The following is a 25,727-nucleotide window of genomic DNA, read 5'->3' as shown; positions in this document are numbered from 1 at the left end:
AACCGGTGGCCCGGCCGCGCCGCCACCGGACTGACCGTCGGCGGCCGCCGCGCGTACCCTGGCGCCGATGAACGCCACCGATCGCACCCCTGCCGACCTGCTGGGTTCCGCGCTGGCCGCGGACCCGGGCCGCCCGCTGCTGACCTTCTACGACGACGCCACCGGCGAGCGGGTGGAACTGTCCGTCGCGACCTTCGCCAATTGGGTGGCGAAGACCGCCAACTACCTCCAGGGCGATCTGGCCGCCGAGCCCGGCGACCGGCTCGCGCTGCTGCTGCCCGCGCACTGGCAGACCGCCGTGTGGCTGCTGGCCTGCGCCTCGGTGGGGGTGGTCGCGGACGTCGGCGGCGACCCGGGCGCGGCCGACCTGGTCGTCAGCGGCCCCGACACCCTCGATGCGGCGCGGGCCTGTTCCGGGGAGCGGGTGGCGCTGGCGCTGCGCCCGTTGGGCGGCCGGTTCCCGCAGCCGCCGGCGGGCTTCGCGGACTACGCGGTGGAAGTCCCGGGCCAGGGCGACCGGTTCGCCCCGTTCGTGCCGGTGGATCCGGGGGCGCCGGCGCTGGTCGTCGACGGCGAGGAGCTGACCGGTGCCGGGATCGGTCGGCGGGCGCTGGCCGACGCCGCGGCGGCCGGGTTGCCGGCGGCGCCCCGGGTGCTGTCGGGGCTGGCGTACGACACCTGGCGGGGGCTGTCGTTCGGGCTGTACGCGCCGCTGGCGGCGGGCGGCTCGGTGGTGCTCTGCCGGCACCCGGAGCGGGCGGCCGACGAGGCGCTGGCGGCCCGGGCGGCCACCGAGAAGGTGACCTTCACCGCGCCGCGTTCCTAAAAGGGCGGTCGGGCCGCCCGCTCCCCCGTCCGGCGCAGGCGGATTCCCGCCGGGCGGGCCGGTCCGCCCGGCGGGGGCCATGCTCGGTGTACGTACGCGCCGTGCGTGCGTCACTCCCCGGCGCGGGGTCCGGCGGTCTCCTCCCCGACGGTGCCCGGCGCGGAGCGCCCCGCCGACTTCCGCGAGGGAGACGCCCACGTGACCGAGAGCCCCGACATCCCGCCCGAACGCGGTCGCCGTCGCGGGCGCGGGGCACCGGGCGCCGGGCGGCCGGCGCAGTTCCCCGGGTGGCCCGCGCGGCCCGTCGGCCGCCTGGCGTCCGACCGGCCGGGGCCGCCGCGCACCCCACCACCGCGGCATCACCGTTGGCTGCGGGCCGCGGCGCTGGCGCTGATCGTCGCGGTGCTCGCCTCGGCCGGGCTGGGCTGGGCGATCTGGGCCCGGCTCAACGGCAACATCCGGGCCGACAGCGCGACCGAACGGGAGTTGGAGAAGTACGAGTCGGAGCGGCCGCCGGCGGGCCCGAAGAACGCGCAGAACATCCTGCTGATCGGCTCCGACAACCGGGGCGGCGGGAACGGCGCGTACGGGGAGGACACCGGCACCCAGCGCTCGGACACCACGATCCTGCTGCACCTGGCGGCGAACCGGCGCAGCGCCACCGCGGTGAGCATCCCGCGCGACCTGATGGCCCAGGTGCCGCACTGCCGGCGGTCCGACGGGTCGGAGTCGGCGCCCCAAGTGGTGCAGTTCAACTGGGCGTTCGCCTACGGCGGGGCGGCCTGCGCGATCCGCACGGTGGAGCGGATGACCTCGATCCGGATCGACCACCACATCATCGTGGACTTCATCGGCTTCAAGAACATGGTGGACGCGGTGCACGGCGTCCAGGTGTGCCTGGCGCGGCCCATCCGGGACGAGGAGGCGCACGTGTCGTTGCCGGCCGGTCGGCAGACGTTGGGCGGGGAGGCGGCGCTCGGTTATGTGCGGGCCCGCAAGAGCCTGGGCAACGGCAGCGACACCCAACGGATGGCGCGGCAACAGCAGTTCCTGGCCGCATTGGTGAAGAAAGTGCAGAGCAATGGCGTGCTGCTCAATCCGATGCGGCTGTATCCGGTGATGGATGCCGCGACGAGTTCGCTCACGACCGATGCCGGACTGGCTTCGCTTCGGGGGATGTACGAATTGGTCCGGAGCATGCGCTCCATTCCCACCTCGCGGGTGCAGTTTCTGACCGTGCCGCGCACCGCGTACCCCAGCGACCCGAATCGCGATCAACTGGTGCAGCCCGACGCGGACCGGTTGTTCGCGCAATTGCGCAAGGATCGACCGGTCGCGGTGGCGCCGGATCCCGCCCGCACCGCCGCGGACGACAAGCCGTCCGGGCGCGGCGGACGGCCGGCGCCGGGGGCGAGTTCGGTGCCGTCCTTTCCCGGAAGTACCGCGGAACGCGGCGGCTGCGAATAACCGCGCCGGCGGCGAAGGGAATGGGCGGATTGCCCAGTTGTAGGAACGTGGAATTTGTCACGCGCGTCGCCCGACGCCGAACTGGGCGGATAGTGTGAGCGATCCGGTCCGCCCGACCAGCTGACCGATGACCAAGTACCAAGTACCGAAAAGACCCAAGTACCGAACCACGTATCGCACGATCGACCGAGCGCCTTGAGGGGATGGCGCCGCGTGGTACCGACGGAGGACTCAAGGCACCGTGGACGCGCAAGGCCGTGGGCAGGCGGGCGACAACAACGTCGACCCCGCTGATCAGTGGGTGTTCGATCCGAACACCGGCAACTACGAGTTGCGGCTCGACCCGTCGGGTCGGGGCCCGGCTCGGCCCGTCGACCGCAAGGCGCCCGGCAGACGTGCCGAGGGGGATCCCGGCGCGGCGGACGGTGACACCGACACCCGTCCGCTACCGGTCCAACGGGCCGGCCAGAAGGCCGAGACGGACGGCGACGACGAGGCCCCGAAGGGCGGACGGGCGGCACGCCGGGCCGCGGCCCGGTCCGGGAGCGCGGCGGTGGCCGGCGCCGCCGCGGGCCGGCGGCGGCCCAAGCCGAAGAGGTCGGCGAAGCGGAAGGCGCTGTACTGGACGGCCGGGGTGGTGGGGTTCGTCCTCGTCGCCGGCTGCGGCACCGCGTACGTCCTCCTCCAGCAACTGGACGGCAACATCAAGAAGGTTGACGTCGGCGAGGAGAACTCGGCGGTCACCGACGGCCCGGTGAACCTCCTGGTCATCGGCACCGACGCGCGCACCGGCAAGGGCGACACCGGCTACGGCGACACCGGCAGCCTCGGGCACGCGGACACCACGATCCTGATCCACGTCTCCAAGGACCGTTCCAACGCCTCGGCGTTGAGCATCCCGCGCGACCTGATCACCGACATCCCGGACTGCCCGACGAAGCAGCCGGACGGCTCGACCAAGGTCATCCCCGGGCAGCAGCAGGTGCGGTTCAACACCAGCCTGGGCCAGGAGGGTCGGGACCCGGGCTGCACCTGGCGCACCGTGGAGAAGCTGACCGGGCTGAAGGTCAACCACTTCATGATGGCGGACTTCAACGCCGTCAAGGACCTCTCGGACGCGGTGGACGGCGTCGAGGTGTGCGCGGGCAAGGACATAAACGACCCCAAGTCGCACCTGAAGTTGACGGCCGGTCGGCACGTGGTCAAGGGCGAGCAGGCGCTGGCGTTCGTGCGGACCCGGCACGCGGTGGGCACCGGCAGCGACCTGAGCCGGATCGAGTTGCAGCAGCAGTTCGTCGGGTCGCTGATCCGGAAGCTGAAGTCGAGCACGTTCAGCAGCCCGGGGAAGCTGCTGGACGTGGCGCAGGCGGCGACCAAGGCGTTGACGGTGGACACCGGCATCGGCAGCGCGTCGAAGCTGCTGGGCTTCGGCAACGACCTGAAGCAGGTGGACCTGGAGAAGATCACCTTCGCCACCGTCCCGGTGCTGGACAACCCGCGGGACAAGGCGACCGTCGTGCTGGACACCGCCAAGGCCGATCCGCTGTTCAAGATGGTGCAGCAGGACCACCCGTTGGCCAAGGGGGCCGGGAAGGGCGGCGGCGCGAAGAAGGACGCGGCGCCGGTGAAGAAGGCACCGCCGGAGCTGGTGCGGGTCGATGTGTCCAACGGGGGCGGGCCGTTCGGCGCGGCCCAGGAGACCGTGGACTGGCTGCAGAACTCCAAGGCGGCGCGGCTGTCCACCAACGCCGGCAACGCGCCGGAGAAGTTGGCCGCGACGCGGCTGGAGTACGCGCCCAACCAGGCCGACCAGGCCGCCACGTTGGCCGAGTGGATGGGGCTGCCCAAGAGCGCGCTGAAGAAGACCGGCGCGGACGCCGGCGCGCGGGTCCCGATGAAGCTGGTGCTGGGCAAGGACTTCACCGCGCCGGGTTCACCGATCGAGGCGCCGGACGAAACCCCGGACGGGGTGCAGCACGTCAGCGCAGGTGACAAGAACATCTGCGCGAAGTAGCCGGGCGGCCCGCCGAGGCCCCCGGGCGCCGCGCTGGACGGCGCTCGCCCCGGGCCTGTTCCTGGCGGTGGGGGCCCGTCGTCGTCAACGACCGCGCTGCGCCTGGTGCGTCCTCTGACGCGAAGGGTGCGCGCCCTGTTGGGGCGCGCACCCTTCCCGCGGTCACCGCTCCGTCGTCGCTACTCCCCGGCCGTCACGGGCGCCTGGACGGCCGGCCGCCGGCTGGCGATGACCTTCTTGGCCAGCGCGCGCGGGCTGATGAGGAAGCCGGTGCCCCAGGACATGTGCATGGTCGCCAGGGCCAACGGGATCTGCGCCCGGGCCTTCAGCGACAGCCCCTTGCCGGCCGGCAGCGAACCGGCGGCGATCGCGGCCAGGTAGCCGGCCGGGACGACGAAGCCCCAGGGCGTGACGGCCACGCCGACCACCACGCCGGCCGCGATGGCGCAGACCGCGGTCGGCGGGGCGAGGTAGCGCAGGTTGATCGACCCGGAGTGGTAACGGGCCACGACGTGCCGCCACTTCCCGTAGTCCTTGTACTGCTTGGCCAGCGCCCTGACGCTCGGCCGCGGCCGGTACTGGACCTTCAACTCCGGCGAGAACCAGACCTTCCCGCCGGCCTCGCGGATCCGGAAGTTCAGCTCCCAGTCCTGGGCGCGGATGAACTCCTCGTTGTAGCCGCCCTGTTGCTCCAGCACCTCGCGCCGGAAGACGCCGAGGTAGACCGTCTCGGCGGGGCCGGCCGCGCCGCCGGTGTGGAAGGCGGCGTTGCCCACCCCGATCCGGGAGGTCATCGCGGCGGCCACCGCCTCCTCCCAGGCGTTCTCGCCCTCGGCGTGCATGATGCCGCCGACGTTGGCGGCGCCGGTCTCCTCCAACAACCGCACCGCGGTGGCGATGTAGTTCGGCGAGAGCATGCCGTGGCCGTCGACGCGGACGACGACGGGGTGCCGGGACGCCTTGATCGCGGCGTTCAGCGCGGCGGGGGTGCGGCCCGTGGGGTTGGGCACGGTGTGCACCCGGGGGTCCTCGGCGACCAGTTCCGCGGCGATCTCGTCGGTGCGGTCCGCGGACGGACCGAGGGCGATCACCACCTCCATCTCGCCGGCGTACTCCTGAGCCAGGATGTGCCGGACCGCATTGCGCAGGTGACGTTCCTCGTTGAGCACCGGCATGATCACGGAGACGGCCGGAAGCTGCTGCTGGGGCATGGTTCCTCGGGGGTACGGCCCGCGGTGAACCGCCGTGAAGAGGGCGGCGGCGCCCGCCGGGAGACTGCGGTATTCCGCTTCACGGTACCGCGAACGGGCGACCCGCTCGGACGGCAACCGGGTGGCCGCACGACGCCCGCCCGGTGTGTGGCGTTTTGCAGCAGATCGTACCGGCTTACGGTGGCCCGGCCCTGCTGCCCTCGTCCCCGTCCACCGCGGAGGTGGCCCGTGACCGCGCCGTCCCCCACCACCCGCACCGTGCCGGGCCGGCGTCCCCGGCGGCGGCGCGGGCGTCGGCGTTCCGCAGGCCGGCCCCGTTGGGGACTGCGGGTCAGCGCCGCGGCGACCGCGCTGCTGCTGTCCGCGAGCGGGGTGGGGCACGCCATGGTCACCGGGGTGGAGACCGGCATCGGCCGGGTCGACGCCTTCCAGGGGATGAGCGACCGGCCCGGCGCCGGCGCGGGGCTGACGTTCCTGGTCGTCGGCACCGACGGCCGGGACAAGCTGACCGACGAGGAGAAGCGGAAGTACCACCTGGGCGGCGACCCCTGCCACTGCACCGACACCCTGATGCTGGTGCACCTGGCCGCCGACCGGCGCCGCGCCAGCGTCGTCAGCCTCCCCCGCGACTCCTACGCCGAGGTGCCCGCCCACCAGGACGCCGAGGGGCGGCGCCACCCCCGGCACGCGCTCAAGCTGAACGCCGCCTACGCCGAGGGCGGCCCGAGCCTGACCGTGCGCACCGTCGAGCACATGACGGGGGTGCACATCGACCACTACCTGGAGGTCGACTTCACCAGCTTCATGCGGACCGTGGACGCGGTCGGCGGGGTGGACCTGTGCACCGTGCGCCCGCTGAAGGACCCGTACTCGGGGCTGGACCTGCCGGCCGGGACCTCGCGGCTCAACGGCGGCCAGGCGTTGCAGTACGTCCGCACCCGGCACGTCGACGCCTCGGCCGACCTGGGCCGGATGCAGCGCCAACAGCGCTTCCTGGCCGCGCTGTTGCACCGGATCGCCTCGTCCGGGGTGCTGATGAACCCGGTCCGCTTCAAGGAGGTCGCGGACGCCGTGCTGACGTCCGTACGGGCCGATGCGGGCTTCGGCGCGAGCGACCTGACCGACCTGGCGCAGGCGATGCGGGGCTTCGGTCCGGCGTCCTCGGAGTTCGCCTCGGTGCCGCTGCGCGGCGAGGCGGAGAACGTGCCGGGGCTGGGGTCGACGGTGCGCTGGGACCCGGTGCGGGCGCCGCGGCTGTTCCGGGCGCTGCGCGAGGACCGGCCGATCGCCGTCCATCAAGGCCGCGCGACGCCGGCCACCGTCGTGGACGTGCCGCCCGAGCGGGTCCGGGTGCGGGTCGACAACGGCACCGGGCGGCGCGGGCTGGCCGCCCGGGTCACCCGGGAGCTGCACGCCACCGGCTTCGCCACCGCCGACGCCCCCGCCGACTCCGCGCTCGGCGCCGCGCCGCGCACGGTGGTCTCCTACGACCCGCGCTGGGACCGCTCGGCGCGGTCGCTGGCGGCCGCGCTGCCGGGCGCCGAACTGCGCCCGGCGAGCGGGCAGGGGCCGGTGATGCGGGTGACCGTCGGGGCGGACTTCCGCGGGGTGCGGGCGGTGCGGGCCGAGGAGCCGACGCCGGCCCCCGGCACCCTCGGGGCGATCACCGGCGACCAGGCGGTGTGCCGATGACCGTGCCCGCCCCCCGTCGCACCGCCGCGGGGCCGTCGCCGGACGGGCCGGACCGGCGACGGCACCTGGCCCGGGCCGCCGCCGCGGCCGCGGTGCTGGCGCTGCTCGCGGCCACCGCGGCGGCGGCCCCGGCGGCGCCGGCCGAGCCGATCGGCTGCGGGGCGCTGGTCCGCGGCCGGCTGTGCCTGCGCGGCCCGGTCGGCACCACCGGCGTCTACACCGCCGTCTACCAGCGGGACGTCCCAGTACCCGGCGAGATCACCGTCCGGCTCGGCTACCAGCGCAAGAACGCCCAGATCACCGCGTTCCCCGGCTGGTTCGGCAGCGGGCGGACGCGGGGCGGGGCGCTGCGGCTGAGCGGGCGGGTGGAGATGCTCCCGGACGAGTGCATCCGCGGTGTCATGGAGCACACCGCGACGGTCTTCGTCACCAAGTGGAGCTGCGACTGACGCCGGCCGGTCCGGCGCCCGGAAAGGTGTGTGCGAACCATGTGGCAGGTCGTGCTGGCCGTCACCCCCACCACGGTGACGCTCTTCCTGCTCGGGGCGTTGGCCCTGGCCCTGGGGCTGGCGCTGTGGTCGGCGCGGGCTCCGCACCGGCGCACCCCGCGGACCGCGGCCCGCGCGCTGCTGGCGGCCTGGCTGCTGCTGATGCTGGTGGTCACGCTCGTCCCCACCCAGCCGGTCGGGACCGCCGACGCGACGTTCTGGTGGCGCCCCGGGGAGGGGATGTTCGAGCTGGGCGCCCAGTTGGAGCCGGGCGAGGTGGCGATGGTGGTGCGGCGGCAGATCGCCGGCACCGCGCTGTTCGTCCCGGTGCCGCTGCTGCTGCGGTTCGCCGCGCCCCGGTGGTCGGCGGCCGGCGCCTTCCTGTTCGGGGTGGGGCTGAGCCTCGTCATCGAGCTGGCGCAGTTGCTGATGCGGGCGGGCCGGGTGGCCGACATCGACGACGTGCTGTGCGCGGCGGCGGGGACGGTGGCCGGCGCGCTGCTGGCCCTGCTGGCGAAACTGACGGCGGCGGTGTGCCATCGGGCGCTGCCCCCGCGGGCGGTCGGTGCCCCGCCGGCGCCCGCGCCCGAGGAGGCGTAGGGCCGCCCCGGGCCGTGGCACCGGGATCGGTCAGGCGTCGTCGAGACCCTCGGCGGCGCGCCGCTCGCGCAGCTCCTTGATGGCGCGGCGGCGGGCCAGCCGGTGCGTCCGACGGATCTGGGCCTCCTGGTAGCGCCGCTTGTCGCGCTCGGTCTCGGGGAGCACCGGCGGCACCGGGCGGGGCTTGCCGTGCTCGTCGACGGCGGCGAAGACGAGGTAGGCGGAGCCGACCTGCTGGGCGGGGGTGGACTCGTTCCAGCGCTCGGCCAGGACCCGGACGCCGACCTCCATGGAGGACCGGCCGGTCCAGTTCACCTGGGCCTTCACATGAACGAGGTCGCCGACCCGCACCGGCTCCAGGAAGGCCATTTCGTCCATGGAGGCCGTCACCGCCGGGCCGCCGGAGTGCCGGCCCGCGACCGCGCCGGCGGCGTCGTCGACCAGTTTCATGATCACCCCGCCGTGCACCGTCCCCAGGAGGTTGGTGTCGGCCGCGGTCATGATGTGCGACAGCGTGGTGCGGGAGACGGAGGTGGGCTTGCCCGCAGGGCCGTCCTCCGGGCTGGTGGTGACGAGGTCGGTCATGGAGAACAGCGTAAGCCGGCGCCGTACGGGACCGTACGGCGCGGCGGTGGGGCGGGCCGACGGCGGCGTGACCCCGGTCTCACCGGCGGTGTGAGCGGGCTCTCCCCGACGGCGCCGGAAACTATCCGGAATGACTGATTCCGCTGGTCACGCCGGAATCGTCGAGCCCCGTGCGGTATGGCCCGGTAGCGCGCGGCCGCTTTGCATCAGCTCTGCAACAGCCCCGGCCCGATCCCGTACCCGCCCTATGGAGCGGACCCCACGGGGATGCACACTTCCCCCTATGAATGAGTGGCCCCAAGGACGGTCCGGCGAGCCGGGCGGCAACCGGTACGGCAGCGGCAGCGGCAGCGCCGAGCCGGAGGGTGCGCGCGCCATGCCCCACGTGCGGCGCGGCGCAGGCCCCGGCTACCCGCGGAACGAGCCCCCACTCCCGCCCTCGCTCTCGCCGCGCGGCCGCGCGGGCGTCCCGCCGCAGCAGTCCCAGGGCCAGCACGACTACGACGGCTACAACACCGGCCAGGTCTACGGCGGGGGCGGCGGCCGGGGCGGTGACGGGTACCGCGACGGGCAGGGCGCCCGGCCGCGCCCGCGCTGGGGCCGCCGCATCAAGTGGGCCCTGATCACCCTGGTCGTGGTGGTGCTGGCCACCTCGGTCGGCACCTACTTCTGGGCGGACGGCAAGCTGCGCCGCGAGGTCGACCTGAGCAAGGTCATCGACCGGCCCGCGACCGGCGACGGCACCAACTACCTCATCGTCGGAACGGACAGCCGCGAGGGCATGACCGACGAGATGAAGCAGAAGCTGCACACCGGCGGCCCCACCGACGGCGGGCGCACCGACTCGATGCTGATCCTGCACGACGGCAGCAACGGCCCGACGCTGATCTCCCTGCCGCGCGACTCCAACGTCGAGATCCCCGCGTACGTCGGCTCGACCTCCGGCAAGAAGTACCCGGCGACCGGACGGCACACCAAGCTGAACGCGACCTACGCCGAGGACGGTCCGGCCCTGCTGGTGCGCACCATCGAGTACAACACCCACCTGCACATCGACCACTACGTCGAGATCGGGTTCGCCGGCTTCGCCAACATCGTCGACGCGCTCGGCGGCGTGGAGATGGACATCCCCCAGGCGTTCAAGGACAAGGACTCCGGCGCCGACTTCAAGGCCGGCACCCAGACCCTCACCGGCGCGCAGGCGCTCGCCTTCGTCCGGACCCGGCACGCGTTCGCCTCCCAGGACCTCCAACGCACCAAGAACCAGCAGAAGTTCCTGGCCGCCGTCGCCAAGCAGGCCGCCACACCGGGCACCCTGCTCAACCCCTTCAAGTTCTACCCGACGCTCGGCGCCGGTCTGGACACCCTGAAGGTGGACAAGGACATGAGCCTGTGGGACCTGGGCCAGATGTTCTTCGCGATGAAGGGCGTCACCGGCGGCGACGGCAAGTCGATGAACATGCCGATCTCCGGCAGCGTGGGCGGCAACCTGGTCTGGGACCAGGCCAAGCTCAAGCAGCTCGTCCAGCAGCTCAACAACGACGAGCCGGTCACCGTCACCGGCAACTGACCGGACGGACGACGAAGACGGGCCCCGACCGCAACTGCGGCCGGGGCCCGTCCCGTTGGGCGGGAACGACTCCGCTACGGGAGGTTCCGCGCCATCACGATCCGCTGCACCTGGTTGGTGCCTTCATAAATCTGCGTGATCTTGGCGTCCCGCATCATCCGCTCCAGCGGGTAGTCGCGGGTGTAGCCGTAGCCGCCGAGCAACTGGACGGCGTCGGTGGTGATCTCCATGGCGGCGTCGGAGGCGTAGCACTTGGCGGCGGCGCCGAAGAACGTCAGGTCCTCGCCCTTGGCGCCGGCCGAGACGCGCTCGGAGCGGGCCGCCGCCGCGTAGGTGAGCTGCCGGGCCGCCTCCAGCTTCATCGCCATGTCGGCGAGCATGAACTGGACGCCCTGGAAGTCGCCGATCGGCTTGCCGAACTGCTTGCGCTCCTGGACGTAGCCCTTGGCGTAGTCCAGCGCGCCCTGGGCGATGCCGAGCGCCTGGGCCGCGATGGTGATGCGGGTGTGGTCCAGGGTCTTCATCGCGGTGGCGAAGCCGGTGCCCTCGTCGCCGATCATGCGGTCGGCGGGAATCCGGACGTTGTCGAGGTAGACCTCGCGGGTCGGGGAGCCCTTGATGCCCAGCTTCTTCTCCGGGGCGCCGAAGGAGACGCCCTCGTCGCCCTTCTCGACGACGAACGCCGATATGCCCTTGGACCGCTTCTCCGGGTCGGTCACCGCCATGACGGTGTAGAACTCCGACTCCCCGGCGTTGGTGATCCAGCGCTTGACGCCGTTGAGGACGTAGAAGTCGCCGTCCCGCACCGCCTTGGTCTTCATCCCCGCCGCGTCGGAACCGGCGTCCGGCTCGCTCAGGCAGTACGAGAACATCGCGTCGCCCTGGGCGAGCGGCGCCAGGTACTTCTTCTTCAACTCCTCGCCGCCGGAGAGGATCACCGGGAGCGAACCGAGCTTGTTGACGGCCGGGATCAACGACGAGGAGGCGCAGACCCGGGCGACCTCCTCGATGACGATCACGGTCGCCAGCGCGTCGGCACCGGCACCGCCGTACGCCTCCGGCACGTGCACCGCGTGCAGGTCATTGGCGACCAGCGCGTCCAGCGCCTCCTGCGGGAAGCGCGCCTCCTCGTCCACCGCGGCGGCGAACGGTGCGATCTTCGCCTCGGCGAGCGAGCGCACCGACTCGCGGAGCATGTCGTGCTCCTCGGACGGCCGGTACAGATCGAAATCAGCGGCTGCGTTCTTTCCCACTGACGCCAAGGTCTCTCACTCCCCTGTGAGCTGTCGGCAGCGCTAACTACCGTTAAGTAACCCTTACTGAGAAGGGATTCTAGGGCCGATGCCGGGCCGCGGATAGGTGAGGTTGCCGACAGTCGCCCCAGGTGCGCACGGCTGACGGGAAGGGGGCACGCGGTGCGCGGATATGCTCGGTCGGCAGCTCTTTCCGCCCGACGTCTGGAGCCCCACATGGCCCCCAAGATCACCGTGATCGGCACCGGCTACCTCGGCGCCACCCACGCCGCCGCCATGGCCGAGCTGGGCTTCGAGGTGCTCGGCCTGGACGTGCAGCCGGAGAAGATCGAGATGCTCCGCCGCGGCGAGGTCCCGATGTACGAGCCGGGCCTGGAAGAGCTGCTGCGCCGCCACGTCGCCGGCATCGAGGGCTCCACCGGCCGGCTGCGCTTCACCACCTCCTACGAGGAGGTCGGCGCCTTCGGCGACGTCCACTTCGTCTGCGTCAACACCCCACAGAAACACGGCGAGTACGCCTGCGACATGTCCTACGTCGAGGCCGCCTTCGACGCGCTGGCGCCGCAGTTGACCCGGCCCGCGCTGGTGGTCGGCAAGTCGACGGTGCCGGTGGGCAGCGCGGCCCGGCTCGCGCAGCGCCTGACGGCCGCCGCGCCCGCCGGCCCGGACGTCGAACTGGCCTGGAACCCGGAGTTCCTGCGCGAGGGCTTCGCCGTCCAGGACACCCTGCACCCCGACCGCATCGTCGCCGGCGTCACCAGCGAGCGCGCCGAGGCGCTGCTGCGCGAGGTCTACGCCACCCCGCTCGCCGAGGGCTCGCCCTTCGTCGTCGTGGACTACCCGACCGCCGAGCTGGTGAAGACCTCCGCCAACTCCTTCCTCGCCACCAAGATCTCGTTCATCAACGCGATGGCCGAGGTCTGCGAGGCGGCCGGCGGCGACGTGGTGAAGCTGGCCGAGGCCATCGGCCACGACGAGCGGATCGGCAAGAAGTTCCTGCGCGCCGGCATCGGCTTCGGCGGCGGCTGCCTGCCCAAGGACATCCGGGCCTTCATGGCCCGCGCCGGCGAGCTCGGCGCCGACCAGGCGCTGACCTTCCTCCGCGAGGTCGACTCGATCAACATGCGGCGCCGCGCCCACATGGTCGAGCTGGCCCGCGAAGCGGTCGGCGGCAGCTTCCTCGGCACCCGGGTCGCCGTCCTCGGCGCCACCTTCAAGCCCGACTCCGACGACGTCCGCGACTCCCCCGCGCTCAACGTCGCCGGCCAGATCCACCTCCAGGGCGGCCAGGTCACCGTCTACGACCCGAAGGGCATGACCAACGCGCAGCGGGTCTTCCCGACCCTCGGCTACGCGGACAGCGCCCTGGAAGCGGTGCGCGGCGCGCACGTCGTCCTCCACCTCACCGAGTGGCGCGAGTTCCGCGAGCTCGACCCCGCGGCGCTCGGCGAGGTCGTCGCCGAACGGAGCGTCCTGGACGGACGCAACGCCCTCGACCCGACGCTGTGGCGCAAGGCGGGGTGGACGTACCGGGCGCTTGGCCGCCCGTCCGCGTAGCGGATGTTTTTGCCTCCCACGTTTTTGGCTTTCCCGCCGCGCGGGTTGCTGTTCTTTGCGCCTTGCGGCGCGGGCCGATCCGCTTGCGCGGGGCGGGGCCGCTGCGCGGGGCGGGGCGAGTTGAGTTGTCCGCTGCGCGGGGCTTTCGGGGTGCGGTGACGGGCCTACGGGGCGGGGGTGCCAGACTGCTTCGCTTTACGTCTGGCACCCCCGCCCCTCCGGCCCGTCCCCTCCCGTTGGAGGGTGGGAAAGATGGTGGGTGCCACGTTCGCCCGGTGGGCCAACCCAGGCCGCTGGGTTGAGTGGTGACCGTCAGAGGACGGGGGCCTCAGCGACCGGGCGGTGACCGTCAGGGGACCACAGTGATCAGCCCCCGACCAGAGAAATCCACCCACCCAACGGGAGGGGACGGGCCGGAGGGGGTGGTATGCCAGACGTAAAGCGAAGCAGTCTGGCATACCACCCCCGGAGGCCCGTCACCGCAGCCGACAGCCCCGCGCAGCGGACACATCGGCTCGCCCCGCGCAGCGGACCGGCAGCGGAACGGCAGCGGACCAGACAACCCGACCCGCCCCGCGCAGCGGACCGGCAACCCCCGCGGGGGAAAGCCACCAACGAGGCTAAGAAATCGTCGCGTTGGACGGGGCCCCCGGGGCCTCCCGGGAAATATCCTCCGCGGCGCGGAGGACACGCACCGCGTTGCGCCACGTCAGCTTCGCCAGGTCGGCTGTCGACCACTTGCGATCGATCAGCTCGGCCACCAGCGTCGGGTAGCTGGCCACGTCGGCCAGATCCATCGGCGTGAAGGCCGTGCCGTCGTAGTCGCCGCCGATGCCGACGTGGTCGATGCCGGCGACCTCCCGCATGTGGTCGAGATGGTCGGCGACGATCGCCGCGGTGGCCGCGGGGCGCGGGTTGGCGGACTCGAAGGCGCGCTGGACCGCCATCCCGCGCTCGGTCGTGTCGAGGTGGTGCAGACCCTGCGCGCGCATGTTCGCGTCGGCGCGCTGGGTCCACTCGACGGCCGCGGGGAGCACGAACTTCGGGACGAAGGTGGCCATCGCAACGCCGCCGTTGGCGGGGAGTTGGGCCAGTACGTCGTCGGGGACGTTGCGCGGATGGTCGCAGACCGCGCGGGCCGAGGAGTGCGAGAAGATCACCGGGGCGGTGCTGACCCGGAGCGCGTCCCGCATGGTGTCGGGCGAGACGTGCGAGAGGTCGACCAGCATGCCGAGGCGGTTCATCTCGCGGACGACCTCCTCGCCGAAGGGCGACAGGCCGTGGTGGCGGGGCTCGTCGGTCGCCGAGTCCGCCCAGTCGTTGTTGTCGTTGTGGGTGAGCGTCATGTAGCGGACGCCCAGGGTGTGGAAGGCCCGCAGGGTGGCCAGCGAGTTGTTGATCGAGTGGCCGCCCTCGGCGCCCATGAGGGAGGCGATCCGGCCCTCGGCACGGGCCGCCTCCATGTCGTCGGCGGTGGTCGCCAGGCGTAGATCCGCTGCGTAACGGGTGGTCAACTGCCGTACGACGTCGATCTGTTCCAGGGTCGCGCTGACGGCGTGGTCGCCGGCGTAGTCGGAGCGTACGTACACCGACCAGAACTGTGCGCCGACCCCGCCGGCCCGGAGCCGGGGGATGTCGGTGTGCAGGCTGGCGCTCTGGTCGGTGGCGACGTCGCGCCGGTCGAGGTCGTAGCGGACCTGTTCGCGCAGGGCCCAGGGCAGGTCGTTGTGGCCGTCGACGATCGGCCACTGTGCGAGCAGCTCGCGGGCGGCGTCCAGGGCGGCCGTCACTTGCCGCTCCCGAAGCCGAAGCCCGCGGCGCCGGCGACCTTGTTGCGCAGCCGCTTGCCCTTCTCGGTGGCCTGGTGGTTGAGCTCCTGCTGGAACTCCCGCATCCGGGCGCGGAGTTCGGGGTCGTGGGCGGCGAGGATGCGGGCGGCGAGCAGCCCGGCGTTGCGGGCGCCGCCGACGGAGACGGTGGCGACCGGGACGCCGGCGGGCATCTGGACGATGGAGAGCAGGGAGTCCATGCCGTCGAGGTACTTGAGCGGGACGGGGACGCCGATGACCGGGAGGGGGGTGACGGAGGCGAGCATGCCCGGGAGGTGGGCGGCGCCCCCGGCGCCGGCGATGAGCGCCTTCAGCCCGCGGTCGGCGGCCCGCTCGCCGTACGCGATCATCTCGTGCGGCATGCGGTGGGCCGAGACCACGTCGACCTCGTAGCCGATCTCGAACTCGTCCAGGGCCTGGGCGGCGGCCTCCATGACGGGCCAGTCGGAGTCGGAGCCCATGACGATGCCGATGACGGGGGCGTCGTCGGCGGGGCGGGGGGCGGGGTGGCGGTCGGGGGCGGTGCTGGCCGTCATTCCGTGATCGTTCCTCGCAGGTAGCCGGCGGCGTGCGCGGCGCGCTCACGCACATCCGCCAGGTCGTCGCCGTAAGTGTTGACGTGCCCGACCTTGCGGCCCGGCTTCACGTCCTTTCCGTACATGTGAATCTTCAACTGCGGGTCGCGTGCCATGCAATGGAGGTACGCCGCATACATGTCCGGGTAGTCACCGCCGAGGACGTTGGCCATCACCGTCCAACGGGCGCGCGGGCGCGGGTCGCCGAGCGGGAGGTCGAGGACGGCGCGGACGTGGTTGGCGAACTGCGAGGTGATCGCCCCGTCCTGGGTCCAGTGACCGGAGTTGTGCGGCCGCATCGCCAGCTCGTTGACGAGCACGGCGGGGGTGCCGTCGGCGTCGCGGACCTCGAACAGCTCGACGGCGAGGTGGCCGACGACGCCGAGCTCGTCGGCGATCCGCAGGGCGAGCTGCTGGGCGTGCGTGGAGAGTTCGTCACAGAGATCGGGGGCCGGCGCGATCACGGTGTCGCAGACGCCGTCGACCTGGACGGACTCCACGACCGGGTAGGCCACGGCCTGGCCGTGCGGGGAGCGGACCACGTTGGCGGCCAACTCGCGGACGAAGGGGACCTTCTCCTCCGCCAGCACGGGCACGCCGGCGCGGAACGGCTCCTCGGCCTCCTTGGCCGATCGCACGATCCAGACGCCCTTGCCGTCGTAACCGCCGCGCACGGTCTTGAGGATCACGGGAAAGCCCTCGCCCTCGGCCGCGAAGCGCGCCACGTCGGCCGGGTCGGCGACGATGCGGTGGCGCGGGCAGGGCGCCCCGATGGCGTCCAACTTGGCCCGCATCACGCCCTTGTCCTGGGCGTGCACCAACGCGTCGGGGCCGGGCCGGACGGGGATGCCCTCGGCCTCCAACGCCCGCAGGTGCGCGGTGGGTACGTGCTCGTGGTCGAAGGTGAGCACATCGCAGCCGCGGGCGAAGGCCCGCAGGGTGTCCAGATCGCGGTAGTCGCCGATGACGACGTCGCTGACCACCTGGGCCGCCGAGTCCTGCGGGGTGTCACTGAGGAGCTTGAACTTGATGCCGAGGGGGATACCCGCCTCGTGGGTCATACGGGCGAGCTGACCGCCGCCGACCATGCCGACTACCGGGAACGTCACGCCCCCAGGGTATCCGGCCGGCCGTCGCACACCCGACCCGGGTTGGAGGATCATCCGAGGCTGGCGTTCGAGGGTGATCGTGAAGGTCCACAACAGCGGTGAGGTTCCGGACCGGGCGCGGAAGGGTTCCACCGGCCCCGGCCGGCGATAGGGGGAGGCCGCATGGAGAGCAGCGGCATAGCGAGGAACTCCCGGGCGCTGGTGACCGTCGTCGCCGTCGCCGCCCTGCTGATCGCCCTGTACACGGTGATCAGCCAACTGTCCGGACCGGCGGTGTACGGCCCCGACGACACCGAGATCACGGTGTCCGCCGGCGACCGCTTCACCATCGAGGTCCCCGACGCCCCCGACGACGCCTTCCACTGGATCGTCGCCGACCCGCGTCCGGATCCGGCCGTTCTGAAGGCGGGTGCCAACCGGCCCGCACCGGACGATCCGCCCGGCAGGCCGTCGTCGTCCGACCGCGCCTCGCGGGCGCTGGACTTCGAGGCCGTCCGCCCGGGCCGCGCCGACCTGCGGTTGCTGTACTGCCGGCGGTGCATGACGGGCGCGGCGGACGAGCCGGGGGCCCGCACCCTCAACTTCCGGATCATGGTCCGCTGATGGCCGGTCCTGACCGCTCTGGTGCACGGAGGGGCGGAGCGGGCCTCCCGGGCACCGGGGCACAGGGAGCGTGGTTAGCATGAGGGACCCCACCGGGCCCCCGGCCCGCCCACCCCCACGAACAGGGAGCTGAACGATCACCATGAGTGAACCGAGCGCGCTGCGGTCACGACTGGAGGCGCTCATCCGGGAGATCGTGAAGTTCGGCGCCGTCGGCGGCGCGGGGGTCGTGGTGAACTTCGCGGTCTTCAACCTCGTCCGGCACCTGACCGAACTCCCCGTCGTCCGGGCGAGCATCGTGGCCACGGTGGTGGCCACCGCCACCAACTACGTCGGCTACCGCTACTTCGCCTACCGGGACCGCGACAAGCAGGGCCGCACCCGCGAGTTGACGCTCTTCCTGCTGTTCAGCGTGGTCGGCCTGATCATCGAGAACGGCATCCTCTACGCCGCGACCTACGGGTTCGGCTGGGACGACCCGCTGCAGAGCAACATCTTCAAGTTCCTCGGCATCGGGATCGCCACGCTCTTCCGCTTCTGGTCGTACCGCACCTGGGTCTTCCGCGGGCTGCCCGCCCGGAAGGCGGTGGAGACCGCCGAGTCGTTCCTGGCGGACGGCTCCCGGGTGCCGAGCGGCGCCTCCCGGAAGTAACCGTCCGCGGCTCACTCCTCGGTGAGCTCGCTCTCCCGGGCCAGGAACAGCGCGAAGACCGGCGGGTGTTGCTGGAGGAGTTCCAGGCGCCCGCCGTCGGCCTCGGCCAGGTCGCGGGCGACGGCCAACCCCAGGCCGGTGGAGTTGCGGCCGGAAACGGTCCGCTCGAAGACCCGCGAGCCGAGGTCCGGGGGGACGCCGCGGCCGGCGTCGGTGACCTCGACCACGGCCTGATTGCCGGTGACGCGGGTGCGCAGCGCGACCGTACCGGCGCCGTGCATCAGGGAGTTCTCGATCAGGGTGGCGAGCACCTGGGCGACCGCTCCGGGGGTGCCGACGGCCCGCAGCCCCTTCTTCCCGGAGCGGACGATGGCCCGTCCGGCGCTGCGGTAGGCCGGGCGCCACTCCTCGATCTGCTGCTTGACCACCTCGTCGAGGTCGAAGGCGACGGCCGAGCCGGTGCGCGGGTCACGGGAGTTGGTCAGCAGCCGCTGCACCACGTCCGTCAGCCGCTCCACCTGGGCCAGCGCGATGGTGGCCTCTTCCTTGACGGTGTCCGGGTCGTCGGTGAGGGTGATCTCCTCCAGCCGCATGGACAGCGCGGTCAGCGGGGTGCGCAGTTGGTGGGAGGCGTCCGCGGCCAGCCGCCGCTCGGCGGTGAGCATCCGGGCGATCCGCTCGGCGCTGGCGTCGAGGACGTCGGCGACCCGGTCCAACTCCTGGACGCCGTAACGGCGGTGGCGGGGCCGGGGGTCGCCGGAGCCGAGCCGCTCGGCGGTCTCGGCGAGGTCGGTGAGCGGGGCGGTGAGCCGGCGGGCCTGCCGGATGGCGAGCACCACGGCCGCCAGGATCGCCAACAGGGCGACGGCCAGGATGACCAGCAGGGTCCGGCCGATCTCGGCGCTGACCGTGGCGCGGGACTCCTGGACCGTCACGGCCTCGCCGCGGTCACCGCGCACCTTGGACTCGATCACGTCACCGGCCGGGCGCGGACCGATCTCGATCTCCGGCTTGCCGGGCACCTTGATGACGGCGTAGCGGTGGGCGGTGATCTGCTCCGAGAGGATCTCCGGGGTGATCTTCTCGCCGCTGCCCAGCCGGCTCTCCACTATCCCGACCAGCCGGACGGCCTCCGACGACACGCTCTCCTGCGCGCCGGCCTGGATCGTGCGGGTCTCGACGATCACCAGGGAGACGCCGAAGACGGCGATGACGACGAGCACCACGGCCAGCGTGGAGTTGATCAGTCGGCGGCGCACGGGCCCCTAGCTCTTTTCGAAGCGGAAGCCGACCCCGCGGACCGTGGCGATGTACCGCGGGTTGGCGGCGTCGTCGCCCAGCTTCTTGCGGAGCCAGGAGATGTGCATGTCCAGCGTCTTGGTGGAGGACCACCAGGTGGTGTCCCAGACCTCGCGCATCAACTGGTCGCGGGTGACGACCCGGCCGGCGTCCCGCACCAGGACTCGCAGCAGGTCGAACTCCTTCGCCGTGAGCTGGAGTTCCTCGTCGCCCATCCAGGCGCGGTGCGACTCGACGTCGATCCGCACGCCGTGGGTGGCCGGCGGCTGCTGGGGCTCGGCGGTGGAGCCGCGCCGGAGCAGGGCCCGGACCCGGGCGAGCAACTCGGCCAGCCGGAAGGGCTTGGTGACGTAGTCGTCCGCGCCGGCGTCGAGGCCGACGACGGTATCCACCTCGTCGGCGCGGGCGGTCAGCACCAGGATCGGGAAGGAGTGGCCTTCGTTGCGCAGCCGGCGGCAGACCTCCAGACCGTCCATACCGGGCAGTCCCAGATCCAGGACCACGAGGTCGATGTTGCCCTGGAGACCGGCGTCGAGCGCCGTCGGGCCGTCCTCACGCACTTCGACGTCGTAACCCTCGCGGCGCAGGGCGCGGGCGAGCGGCTCCGAGATGGACGCGTCATCCTCGGCGAGCAGTACACGGGTCATGCGCCGATGGTAGTCCGATGTACCGACAGCCTGGGGCGGACCAGCACGGATGGGCGACAGCCGGCCCGTTCCGCGCCCGCTCGCGCGCCCCGGAACACGGGCGCGCGGGTGTGTATGTGGTCGACTCCACAGGCGCAAACGGTTCCGAAAGCGAGTGTGAGCGTTCTCTCACCCCTTCAATCGACCCGCCCGGCGGACGTATGGTGGCCCGAACGTCCAACGCACAACCCCGGGACCATGGCGATCAACTGACGTCATCGGTCCCTGTTGTGTGCGGGTCTGGCACCTCCAGTCCCTTACACAGTGAAAGACCTGTCGACCGGGTCCGCCGGCCGCTGTTGCGGCACGGGGGCGTGGATCCCGGTGTCCGGCCTCCCGTCGGTCCCCCTGCGTGGGGTGCCGAACCTCCCGGGCGTGAGGGCGGGCGGGACGGCTCCGGTGCCGGTCATCCCCCACCCGGGCGCACACCGAGTTCTCTCGGACGCGTCCCGAGAAGCATAGGAACCCACCATGGCGTCCAGCCTGACGAAGGGCGCGGCCGAGCAGGGAACCCCTGCCGACGGCGGCAAGACCTTCTTCGGCCACCCACGCGGCCTGGCCACTCTCTTCATGACCGAGATGTGGGAGCGCTTCAGCTTCTACGGCATGCGTGCCCTGCTCGTCCTGTATCTGATCTCCGGTGGCACGGACGCCAAGGTGGGCTCCCAGGGCGGTGGTCTGGCCATGACGGCCGCCTCCGCCACCGCGATCTACGCGGTCTACATGGCCCTGGTCTACCTGCTCGCCATGCCCGGCGGTTGGTTCGGCGACCGGGTCTGGGGCCCGCGCAAGACGGTGATCGTCGGTGCGTCCATCGTCATCGCCGGCCACGTCGTGCTGGCGATACCGGGCCAGACCTTCTTCGTCGGCCTGGCGATGGTGGCGTGCGGCTCCGGCCTGTTGAAGTCCAACATCTCCACGATGGTCGGACACCTCTACAACGGCCCGCAGGACCCGCGCCGGGACGGTGGTTTCACCGTCTTCTACATGAGCATCAACCTCGGGTCCATGGCCGCGCCGATCATCGTCGGCGGCATCGGTCAGAGCATCAACTGGCACCTGGGCTTCGCGACCGCGGCGCTGGGCATGGCGCTGGGTCTGCTCCAGTTCCTGATCGGCACCCGGCACCTGAACCCCAAGAGCCACCAGGTGCCGACCCCGCTGACGGTGCAGGAGCGCAACGGCTGGCTGCGCAAGGGCCTGATCTGGGTCGTCATCGCCGCGGTCTTCTACGGGATCGTCGCGGGCACCGGCCACTTCACCCTCAACTGGGCGCTGCTCCCGCTGGCCATCATCGGCATCTGCGTGCCGTGCTTCGTGCTGCTGCGGATCAAGCGGGACAAGGAACTGTCCGAGACCGAGCAGGCCAAGGTCAGTGGCTACCTGTGGTTCTTCGTCGCCGCCGCGGTCTTCTGGATGATCTTCGACCAGGCCGGTTCGACGCTGAACGTCTTCGCCGAGAAGAACACCGCGGAGTCCGTCTTCGGCCTGGCCTTCCCGTCCTCCTGGCTCCAGTCGGTCAACCCGGTGTGGGTGCTCGCGCTGGCCCCGATCTTCGCCTCGATGTGGCTGGCACTGGCCCGCCGCAACAAGGAACCCAGCACGCCGGTGAAGTTCGCCATGGCGATGGTGCTGATCGGCGCCTCCTACTTCTTCTTCCTGCTGCCGATCGCGATGTCCTCCGACGGCACCAAGGTCAGCCCGATGTGGCTGATCACCGTCTACGGCCTCCAGACGATGGGCGAGCTGTGCCTCTCCCCCGTCGGCCTGTCGGTGACGACGAAGCTGGCCCCGCAGAAGTACGCCAGCCAGATGATGGGCGTCTGGTTCCTCGCGGTCACCGCGGGCGACAGCGTCATCTCCCTGGTGTCCATCGCCGGTGCGGACCTCAGCGGCACGGGGGTGTTGATCACCGAGGCCGCCCTGGCCACGTTGGCCGGCTTCGCGGTCTTCATGTACCGCAAGAAGATCAGTCCCCTTATGGGGGACGTGCATTGAGCCGCCCCAGCTGACGGAATCGGACCCGGCACGGACGCCCCGTGCCGGGTCTTTTCCTTCCCCTGGGGCCGCCGCGTTTGGCTTGCTGCCCACGTTGTTGGCTTTCCCGCCGCGCGGGTTGCCGGTCCGCTGCCGGTCCGCTTGCGCGGGGCGGGGGCGAGTTGTGTTGTCCGCTGCGCGGGGCTGTCGGGGTGCGGTGACGGGCCTCCGGGGCGGGCATGCCAGACTGCTTCGCTTTACGTCTGGCACACCCACCCCTCCGGCCCGTCCCCTCCCGTTGGAGGGTGGGAAAGAACGGTGGGTGCCACGTCCGCCCGGTGGGCCAACTCGGGCCGCTGGGTTGAGTGGTGACCGTCAGAGGACGAGTACGCATGAGCTTGAGCGGTGACCGGAATGAGGACAGGTGGCCCAAGCAACCGGGCGGTGACCGTCAGGGGACCACAGTGGCCAGCCCCATCCCAGAGAAATCCACCCACCCAACGGGAGGGGACGGGCCGGAGGGGGCGGTGTGCCAGACGTAAAGCGAAGCAGTCTGGCACACCGCCCCCGGAGGCCCGTCACCGCACCCAACAGCCCCGCGCAGCGGACCGGCCCCGCGCAGCGGACACATCGGCTCGCCCCGCGCAGCGGACCGGCAGCGGACAACAGGCCCGCGCCGCAAGGCGCAAAGACAGCAACCCCCCGCGGCGGGGAAGCCAAAAACGTGGGAAGCAAGCCAAGCGCAGCGGACCGGTAGGTCATTCCGCCCCCCTCCCCCGAGGCCACGGCGTCGTGTCCGGGGCGAACCACGGCAGGGCAGTGGTGCCGTCGGGGAGGTCGGTGGGGCCGCCCGGTGGGGCGGTGGTCGGCGGGCGCGCGGGGCGGAGGCGGTTGACGACGGCCATCCCGCCGCGGAAGAGCAGCGTGGGTACGACCACGCACAGCAGGAGCCAGAAGAGGGTCATGCCCCAGGGCCGGCCGACCTCCCAGGGTTGTTCGACGAGGAGGCGGTCGCCGTACTTGAGGGAGATCAGGTAGTCGCCGTGGGCCCCGGCGGCCAGTTCCACCGGGAGTTTGACCTCGGCCTTGCGGCCGGCGGGGACCGTGCCGTGCCACTGCTGGTTCTCCCACTTGGGCGCGAAGACGCCGTGTGAGGTGCCGACCTTGAAGGCCGGGTCCTTGGCCGGCGCCGAGCCCAAGTTGCCGAGCGTGACGGTCAGTTCACGCTGCGGCGGGGCGCCGAACCAGGTGAGCAACCCGCTGCTACCGGTCAGCCGGGGCTGCGCCAGGACGGCCAGCCGGCCGGCGCTGACGTCCTGCGGCAGCGGCGCCACCGGGTGCCCGGCGACCTTGAACGCGGCGTCCGCGGTGGCCGCCTGGCCGGTCACGGTCGCCACGTGCACCACGCAGGGGCAGGGCTTGGGCGGCTCGGCCACCGGGAGCGGCGCCCGGAACGCGCCGTGGTCGTCGGTGGTGGCGGTCCGACCGTCGCCGTTGGCGCAGGAGTTGGTGCCGCCGATCATGTTCTGGCCGCAGATCAGCAGCGTCAGCAGGGTGTGCGGGCGCCAGCCCTGTCCGTTGACGGTGATGCTGCCGCCGACGCCCGCCTCGTTGGGGGAGACGGCCGCGGACGGCTGGTCGGCGGACGGGGCGGCGCTCGCGGTCGGCGGGGACAGTCCGGGCAGCAGGACCGGGAGCAGGGCGAGGGCGAGCGCCGCGCGCAGGGCGGGCCGGCGCCGCCGCCCCCGGCCGGTCCGCGGGCGCCGTCCCGTCGTGCCGCAAGGTGCGGCCGCCGCCGTCCCGTTGAGGCCCTTCTCGCCGTTCACGCGCGCACCTCTGATCCCGTCGTCGCGGCCTTCGTGGTGTGGGTCGTGGTCGAGGTGTTCGCCGTGGTGTCCGAAGTGGTGTTCGTTGCGTCGCGGGGGGCGCCGGTCGTGGGGTGCGGGCCGGGCGGGCTGCCGGTGCGGTGTCGGTGGCGGTGGCGCCACCCCAGCGCAGCGCCGCCGGCCGCCAGGAGGACCAGCGCGGCGGGCACGCCCCAGGGGACGGCGGTGTAGCGGGCGGTGGCGGTGTCCCGCGCGCCGCCCGCCGCGGTCGCGGTGAGCGTGACGTCCGCCGCGTCCAGGGTGGGCGGATCGGGCCAGGTCTCGGTCCGTTCGACGCGGGCGCCGGGCGGGAGCGCGTCCGGCAGGGTGCGGGCGGGGCGGCGCAGCAGCGGCCCGAAGAGGCCGTCGGCGCGGACCGCCAACCGCGGCCGGAGCGCGGTGTTACCGCGGTTGACGAGGGCGTAGCGGAGCACCGCGGCATCGCCCCGCCGGGTCACCGTGAGGTGCTCGACGGTGAGTGCCGACAGCGCGGGCCCGGTCACCCGCAGCCGGAGCGGGATCCGGCTGCGGGCGGTGGGGGCGCCGCCGGTGACGGTGAGCGCGCCGGTGTGGCCGCCGGGGGCGGCGTCGCGCGGTACCGCCACGGTGAACGGCACACTCGCCTGGGTCCGCGGCGGAACCGTCACCTCCGGCTGCGCGGGGGCGAGCCACGCCCCGACGCCGTCCCCGCCCTCGCCGGCCAGGTGTACGGTGACCGGCCGGCCGGACGGGTTGCGGACGGCCAGTCGGTCGGTGAGGGCGGTGCCCGGCGGGCCCTCCAGGTAGAAGGACGTCCGGGCGGGGCCGGTCGGCGCGGCGGACCAGCCCCCCGCGGCGGCGGGCGGCCGGGCCCCGGCCGCCGCGGGCCACAGCAGGACCGCGGCGACCCCGAGGGCCGCGCCGGCGGCCGCGGTGCGGGGACGGGACGGCATCGGCGGCTCCCGGTGGGTGTCAGGCCCGTTGGTGACGGCGGGTCAGCCAGAGCACGCCGGCCGCGCCGGCCAACAGGACGGTGCCGCCGAGGGTGCCCAGCGCGAGGGCGGAGTCGGCCGGTCCGGTCTGCGGCAGTTGGCCGCCGGTCGAGCCACCGGTCGAACCGCCGGTCGTGGTGGAGCCGCTGGCGCCGCCGGAACCGCCGCCGGTACCACCGGTGGTGCCCCCGGAACTGCCGCTCGTGCCGCCGCTGGTGCCGCCCGAGCCGCCGCTGCCCTTGACGTCCAGGGTGAGCGAGGGCTTGGGGTGGTTGCTCGGCGTGCAGGTCGTGGTGGTTCCCAGGGCCTTGATGGTGAGCGTGGAGGCGGTGAAGGTCACCTTGCCGCTGGCCTTCGGGGTGTACGTCCCGCTCAAGTCGCTGATCTTGATGGGGGTGTTGGCCGGTATCGCCTGGTCGTTGGGCGGCCCGGAGACCGGTACGGTGCCGTGTTCCGCGCCGCCGAGTTGGATCAGGGCGCTGGGTTTCATGGCGCCCTTGCCCAGTTCGACGGGGCTGGAGGAGACGCCCTTCTGGAACGACATCACCAGCTTGTAGGCGCTGCCGCTGGGCGTCCCCTTGATGTCGATGGGCGAGACCGCCCCTTTGTTGCCGATCGGCGTTTTGCACTGGTAGTTGACGTCGACGACCTCGGCGTGCGCGACGGGCGCGGTGAACAGCACCGCGGAGCCGGCCGCCGTTGCCGCGGCCGCGAGCAGCCCGGCCGCCCGCCGCGGCCGCCTGCCGTGCTGTGCGTGGAAGCGGGCCACCTTGAGTTCCCCTTCTCCCGGGAGAGCGCGCCGCCCCACTTTGCTGACGGCACATCAGATTGGCCGTCAAGGTACGCCCGAGAGGTTGCCGAGGGAAGGCACCGCACAGCCCCGATGCGCGGCACCGGT

Annotated in this window: 22 protein-coding genes; 11 read left to right on the top strand and 11 right to left on the bottom strand. The window is 72.5% G+C overall.

All coding sequences use genetic code 11. The features are described from left to right. Positions 1 to 67: 67 nt before the first annotated feature. The 3 genes from PV796_RS23790 to PV796_RS23780 all read left to right on the top strand — a co-directional run bounded on the left by PV796_RS23790 (position 68) and on the right by PV796_RS23780 (position 4,307). On the top strand, positions 68 to 826 hold the full coding sequence (locus PV796_RS23790) for a TIGR03089 family protein (protein ID WP_274915389.1): 759 nt from the start codon (positions 68 to 70) through the stop codon (positions 824 to 826). Between the two features lie 198 nt (positions 827 to 1,024). Then, the gene (locus tag PV796_RS23785; protein ID WP_274915388.1) at positions 1,025 to 2,293 is read left to right on the top strand and encodes an LCP family protein; all 1,269 of its coding nucleotides are present in this window, start codon (positions 1,025 to 1,027) and stop codon (positions 2,291 to 2,293) included. 241 nt (positions 2,294 to 2,534) lie between these two features. Beyond that, positions 2,535 to 4,307 (top strand): LCP family protein, encoded by a 1,773-nt coding sequence (locus tag PV796_RS23780; RefSeq protein WP_274915387.1) that lies wholly within the window; start codon positions 2,535 to 2,537, stop codon positions 4,305 to 4,307. Positions 4,308 to 4,486: 179 nt separating this feature from the next. On the opposite strand, the gene PV796_RS23775 is transcribed toward PV796_RS23780, so the two are convergent. Continuing rightward, positions 4,487 to 5,518 carry a glycosyltransferase family 2 protein gene (locus PV796_RS23775; RefSeq protein WP_274915386.1) on the bottom strand — a complete coding sequence of 344 codons (1,032 nt, stop codon included), beginning with the start codon at positions 5,516 to 5,518 and terminating at the stop codon, positions 4,487 to 4,489. A 228-nt stretch (positions 5,519 to 5,746) separates the two neighbouring features. Here PV796_RS23775 and PV796_RS23770 point away from each other — a divergent pair, with 228 nt between their 5' ends. Genes PV796_RS23770 through PV796_RS23760 form a run of 3 tightly spaced genes read left to right on the top strand, consistent with a single transcriptional unit; the run spans position 5,747 to position 8,298 of the window. Continuing rightward, positions 5,747 to 7,210 (top strand): LCP family protein, encoded by a 1,464-nt coding sequence (locus PV796_RS23770; protein WP_446750623.1) that lies wholly within the window; start codon positions 5,747 to 5,749, stop codon positions 7,208 to 7,210. Beyond that, positions 7,207 to 7,659 (top strand): hypothetical protein, encoded by a 453-nt coding sequence (locus PV796_RS23765; protein WP_274915385.1) that lies wholly within the window; start codon positions 7,207 to 7,209, stop codon positions 7,657 to 7,659. The genes PV796_RS23770 and PV796_RS23765 overlap by 4 nt, the downstream gene beginning before the upstream one ends. A gap of 39 nt (positions 7,660 to 7,698) precedes the next feature. Continuing rightward, positions 7,699 to 8,298, top strand: a complete 600-nt coding sequence (locus PV796_RS23760) for a VanZ family protein (RefSeq protein ID WP_274915384.1) — start codon at positions 7,699 to 7,701, stop codon at positions 8,296 to 8,298. A 30-nt stretch (positions 8,299 to 8,328) separates the two neighbouring features. On the opposite strand, the gene PV796_RS23755 is transcribed toward PV796_RS23760, so the two are convergent. After that, complete coding sequence (locus PV796_RS23755; RefSeq protein WP_274915383.1) at positions 8,329 to 8,883, bottom strand: acyl-CoA thioesterase; 555 nt, start codon at positions 8,881 to 8,883, stop codon at positions 8,329 to 8,331. Between the two features lie 283 nt (positions 8,884 to 9,166). Between PV796_RS23755 and PV796_RS23750 the strand changes: the two genes are divergently transcribed. Next, positions 9,167 to 10,453 carry an LCP family protein gene (locus tag PV796_RS23750; protein WP_274915382.1) on the top strand — a complete coding sequence of 429 codons (1,287 nt, stop codon included), beginning with the start codon at positions 9,167 to 9,169 and terminating at the stop codon, positions 10,451 to 10,453. A gap of 74 nt (positions 10,454 to 10,527) precedes the next feature. On the opposite strand, the gene PV796_RS23745 is transcribed toward PV796_RS23750, so the two are convergent. Next, the gene (locus tag PV796_RS23745) at positions 10,528 to 11,706 is read right to left on the bottom strand and encodes an acyl-CoA dehydrogenase family protein (protein WP_274915381.1); all 1,179 of its coding nucleotides are present in this window, start codon (positions 11,704 to 11,706) and stop codon (positions 10,528 to 10,530) included. A 216-nt stretch (positions 11,707 to 11,922) separates the two neighbouring features. On the opposite strand from PV796_RS23745, the gene PV796_RS23740 reads away from it, so the two are divergent. Beyond that, complete coding sequence (locus tag PV796_RS23740) at positions 11,923 to 13,263, top strand: UDP-glucose dehydrogenase family protein (protein WP_274915380.1); 1,341 nt, start codon at positions 11,923 to 11,925, stop codon at positions 13,261 to 13,263. A 620-nt stretch (positions 13,264 to 13,883) separates the two neighbouring features. Here the strand turns inward: PV796_RS23740 and PV796_RS23735 are convergent. Genes PV796_RS23735 through PV796_RS23725 form a run of 3 tightly spaced genes read right to left on the bottom strand, consistent with a single transcriptional unit; the run spans position 13,884 to position 16,776 of the window. Continuing rightward, positions 13,884 to 15,053, bottom strand: a complete 1,170-nt coding sequence (locus tag PV796_RS23735; protein WP_274915378.1) for a dipeptidase — start codon at positions 15,051 to 15,053, stop codon at positions 13,884 to 13,886. Beyond that, positions 15,050 to 15,628 carry a 5-(carboxyamino)imidazole ribonucleotide mutase gene (purE, locus tag PV796_RS23730; RefSeq protein WP_274915377.1) on the bottom strand — a complete coding sequence of 193 codons (579 nt, stop codon included), beginning with the start codon at positions 15,626 to 15,628 and terminating at the stop codon, positions 15,050 to 15,052. Before purE ends, PV796_RS23735 begins: the two co-directional genes overlap by 4 nt. Then, the gene (locus tag PV796_RS23725; protein ID WP_342456929.1) at positions 15,625 to 16,776 is read right to left on the bottom strand and encodes a 5-(carboxyamino)imidazole ribonucleotide synthase; all 1,152 of its coding nucleotides are present in this window, start codon (positions 16,774 to 16,776) and stop codon (positions 15,625 to 15,627) included. The genes purE and PV796_RS23725 overlap by 4 nt, the downstream gene beginning before the upstream one ends. A 162-nt stretch (positions 16,777 to 16,938) precedes the next feature. On the opposite strand from PV796_RS23725, the gene PV796_RS23720 reads away from it, so the two are divergent. Together PV796_RS23720 and PV796_RS23715 are read left to right on the top strand one after the other, a co-directional pair. Beyond that, complete coding sequence (locus PV796_RS23720) at positions 16,939 to 17,379, top strand: protease inhibitor I42 family protein (RefSeq protein WP_274915376.1); 441 nt, start codon at positions 16,939 to 16,941, stop codon at positions 17,377 to 17,379. A gap of 142 nt (positions 17,380 to 17,521) precedes the next feature. Beyond that, complete coding sequence (locus PV796_RS23715; RefSeq protein WP_274915375.1) at positions 17,522 to 18,031, top strand: GtrA family protein; 510 nt, start codon at positions 17,522 to 17,524, stop codon at positions 18,029 to 18,031. Between the two features lie 11 nt (positions 18,032 to 18,042). Here the strand turns inward: PV796_RS23715 and PV796_RS23710 are convergent, their stop codons facing one another. Continuing rightward, a complete protein-coding gene (locus tag PV796_RS23710; protein WP_274915374.1) occupies positions 18,043 to 19,290 on the bottom strand; it encodes an ATP-binding protein in 1,248 nt (415 codons plus the stop codon). 6 nt (positions 19,291 to 19,296) lie between these two features. Further along, complete coding sequence (locus tag PV796_RS23705) at positions 19,297 to 19,977, bottom strand: response regulator transcription factor (protein WP_016575659.1); 681 nt, start codon at positions 19,975 to 19,977, stop codon at positions 19,297 to 19,299. Between the two features lie 510 nt (positions 19,978 to 20,487). On the opposite strand from PV796_RS23705, the gene PV796_RS23700 reads away from it, so the two are divergent. Then, a complete protein-coding gene (locus PV796_RS23700; RefSeq protein ID WP_274915372.1) occupies positions 20,488 to 22,014 on the top strand; it encodes a peptide MFS transporter in 1,527 nt (508 codons plus the stop codon). Positions 22,015 to 22,751: 737 nt separating this feature from the next. Here the strand turns inward: PV796_RS23700 and PV796_RS23695 are convergent. From PV796_RS23695 to PV796_RS23685, 3 genes are read right to left on the bottom strand one after another with little or no spacing between them, the layout of a single operon-like run. Continuing rightward, positions 22,752 to 23,819: a hypothetical protein gene (locus PV796_RS23695; protein WP_446750622.1), complete on the bottom strand. Its 1,068-nt coding sequence runs from the start codon at positions 23,817 to 23,819 to the stop codon at positions 22,752 to 22,754. Then, the gene (locus PV796_RS23690) at positions 23,816 to 24,790 is read right to left on the bottom strand and encodes a COG1470 family protein (RefSeq protein ID WP_274915371.1); all 975 of its coding nucleotides are present in this window, start codon (positions 24,788 to 24,790) and stop codon (positions 23,816 to 23,818) included. Before PV796_RS23690 ends, PV796_RS23695 begins: the two co-directional genes overlap by 4 nt. A 19-nt stretch (positions 24,791 to 24,809) precedes the next feature. Beyond that, on the bottom strand, positions 24,810 to 25,598 hold the full coding sequence (locus PV796_RS23685) for an LPXTG cell wall anchor domain-containing protein (protein ID WP_274915370.1): 789 nt from the start codon (positions 25,596 to 25,598) through the stop codon (positions 24,810 to 24,812). Positions 25,599 to 25,727 lie beyond the last annotated feature (129 nt).

Origin of the sequence: Streptomyces sp. WZ-12 (assembly GCF_028898845.1) — a bacterium.
Lineage (GTDB): Bacteria > Actinomycetota > Actinomycetes > Streptomycetales > Streptomycetaceae > Streptomyces.
Note: the sequence above shows the minus strand (reverse complement) of the source record. Positions and strands in the feature narration are given on the sequence as shown.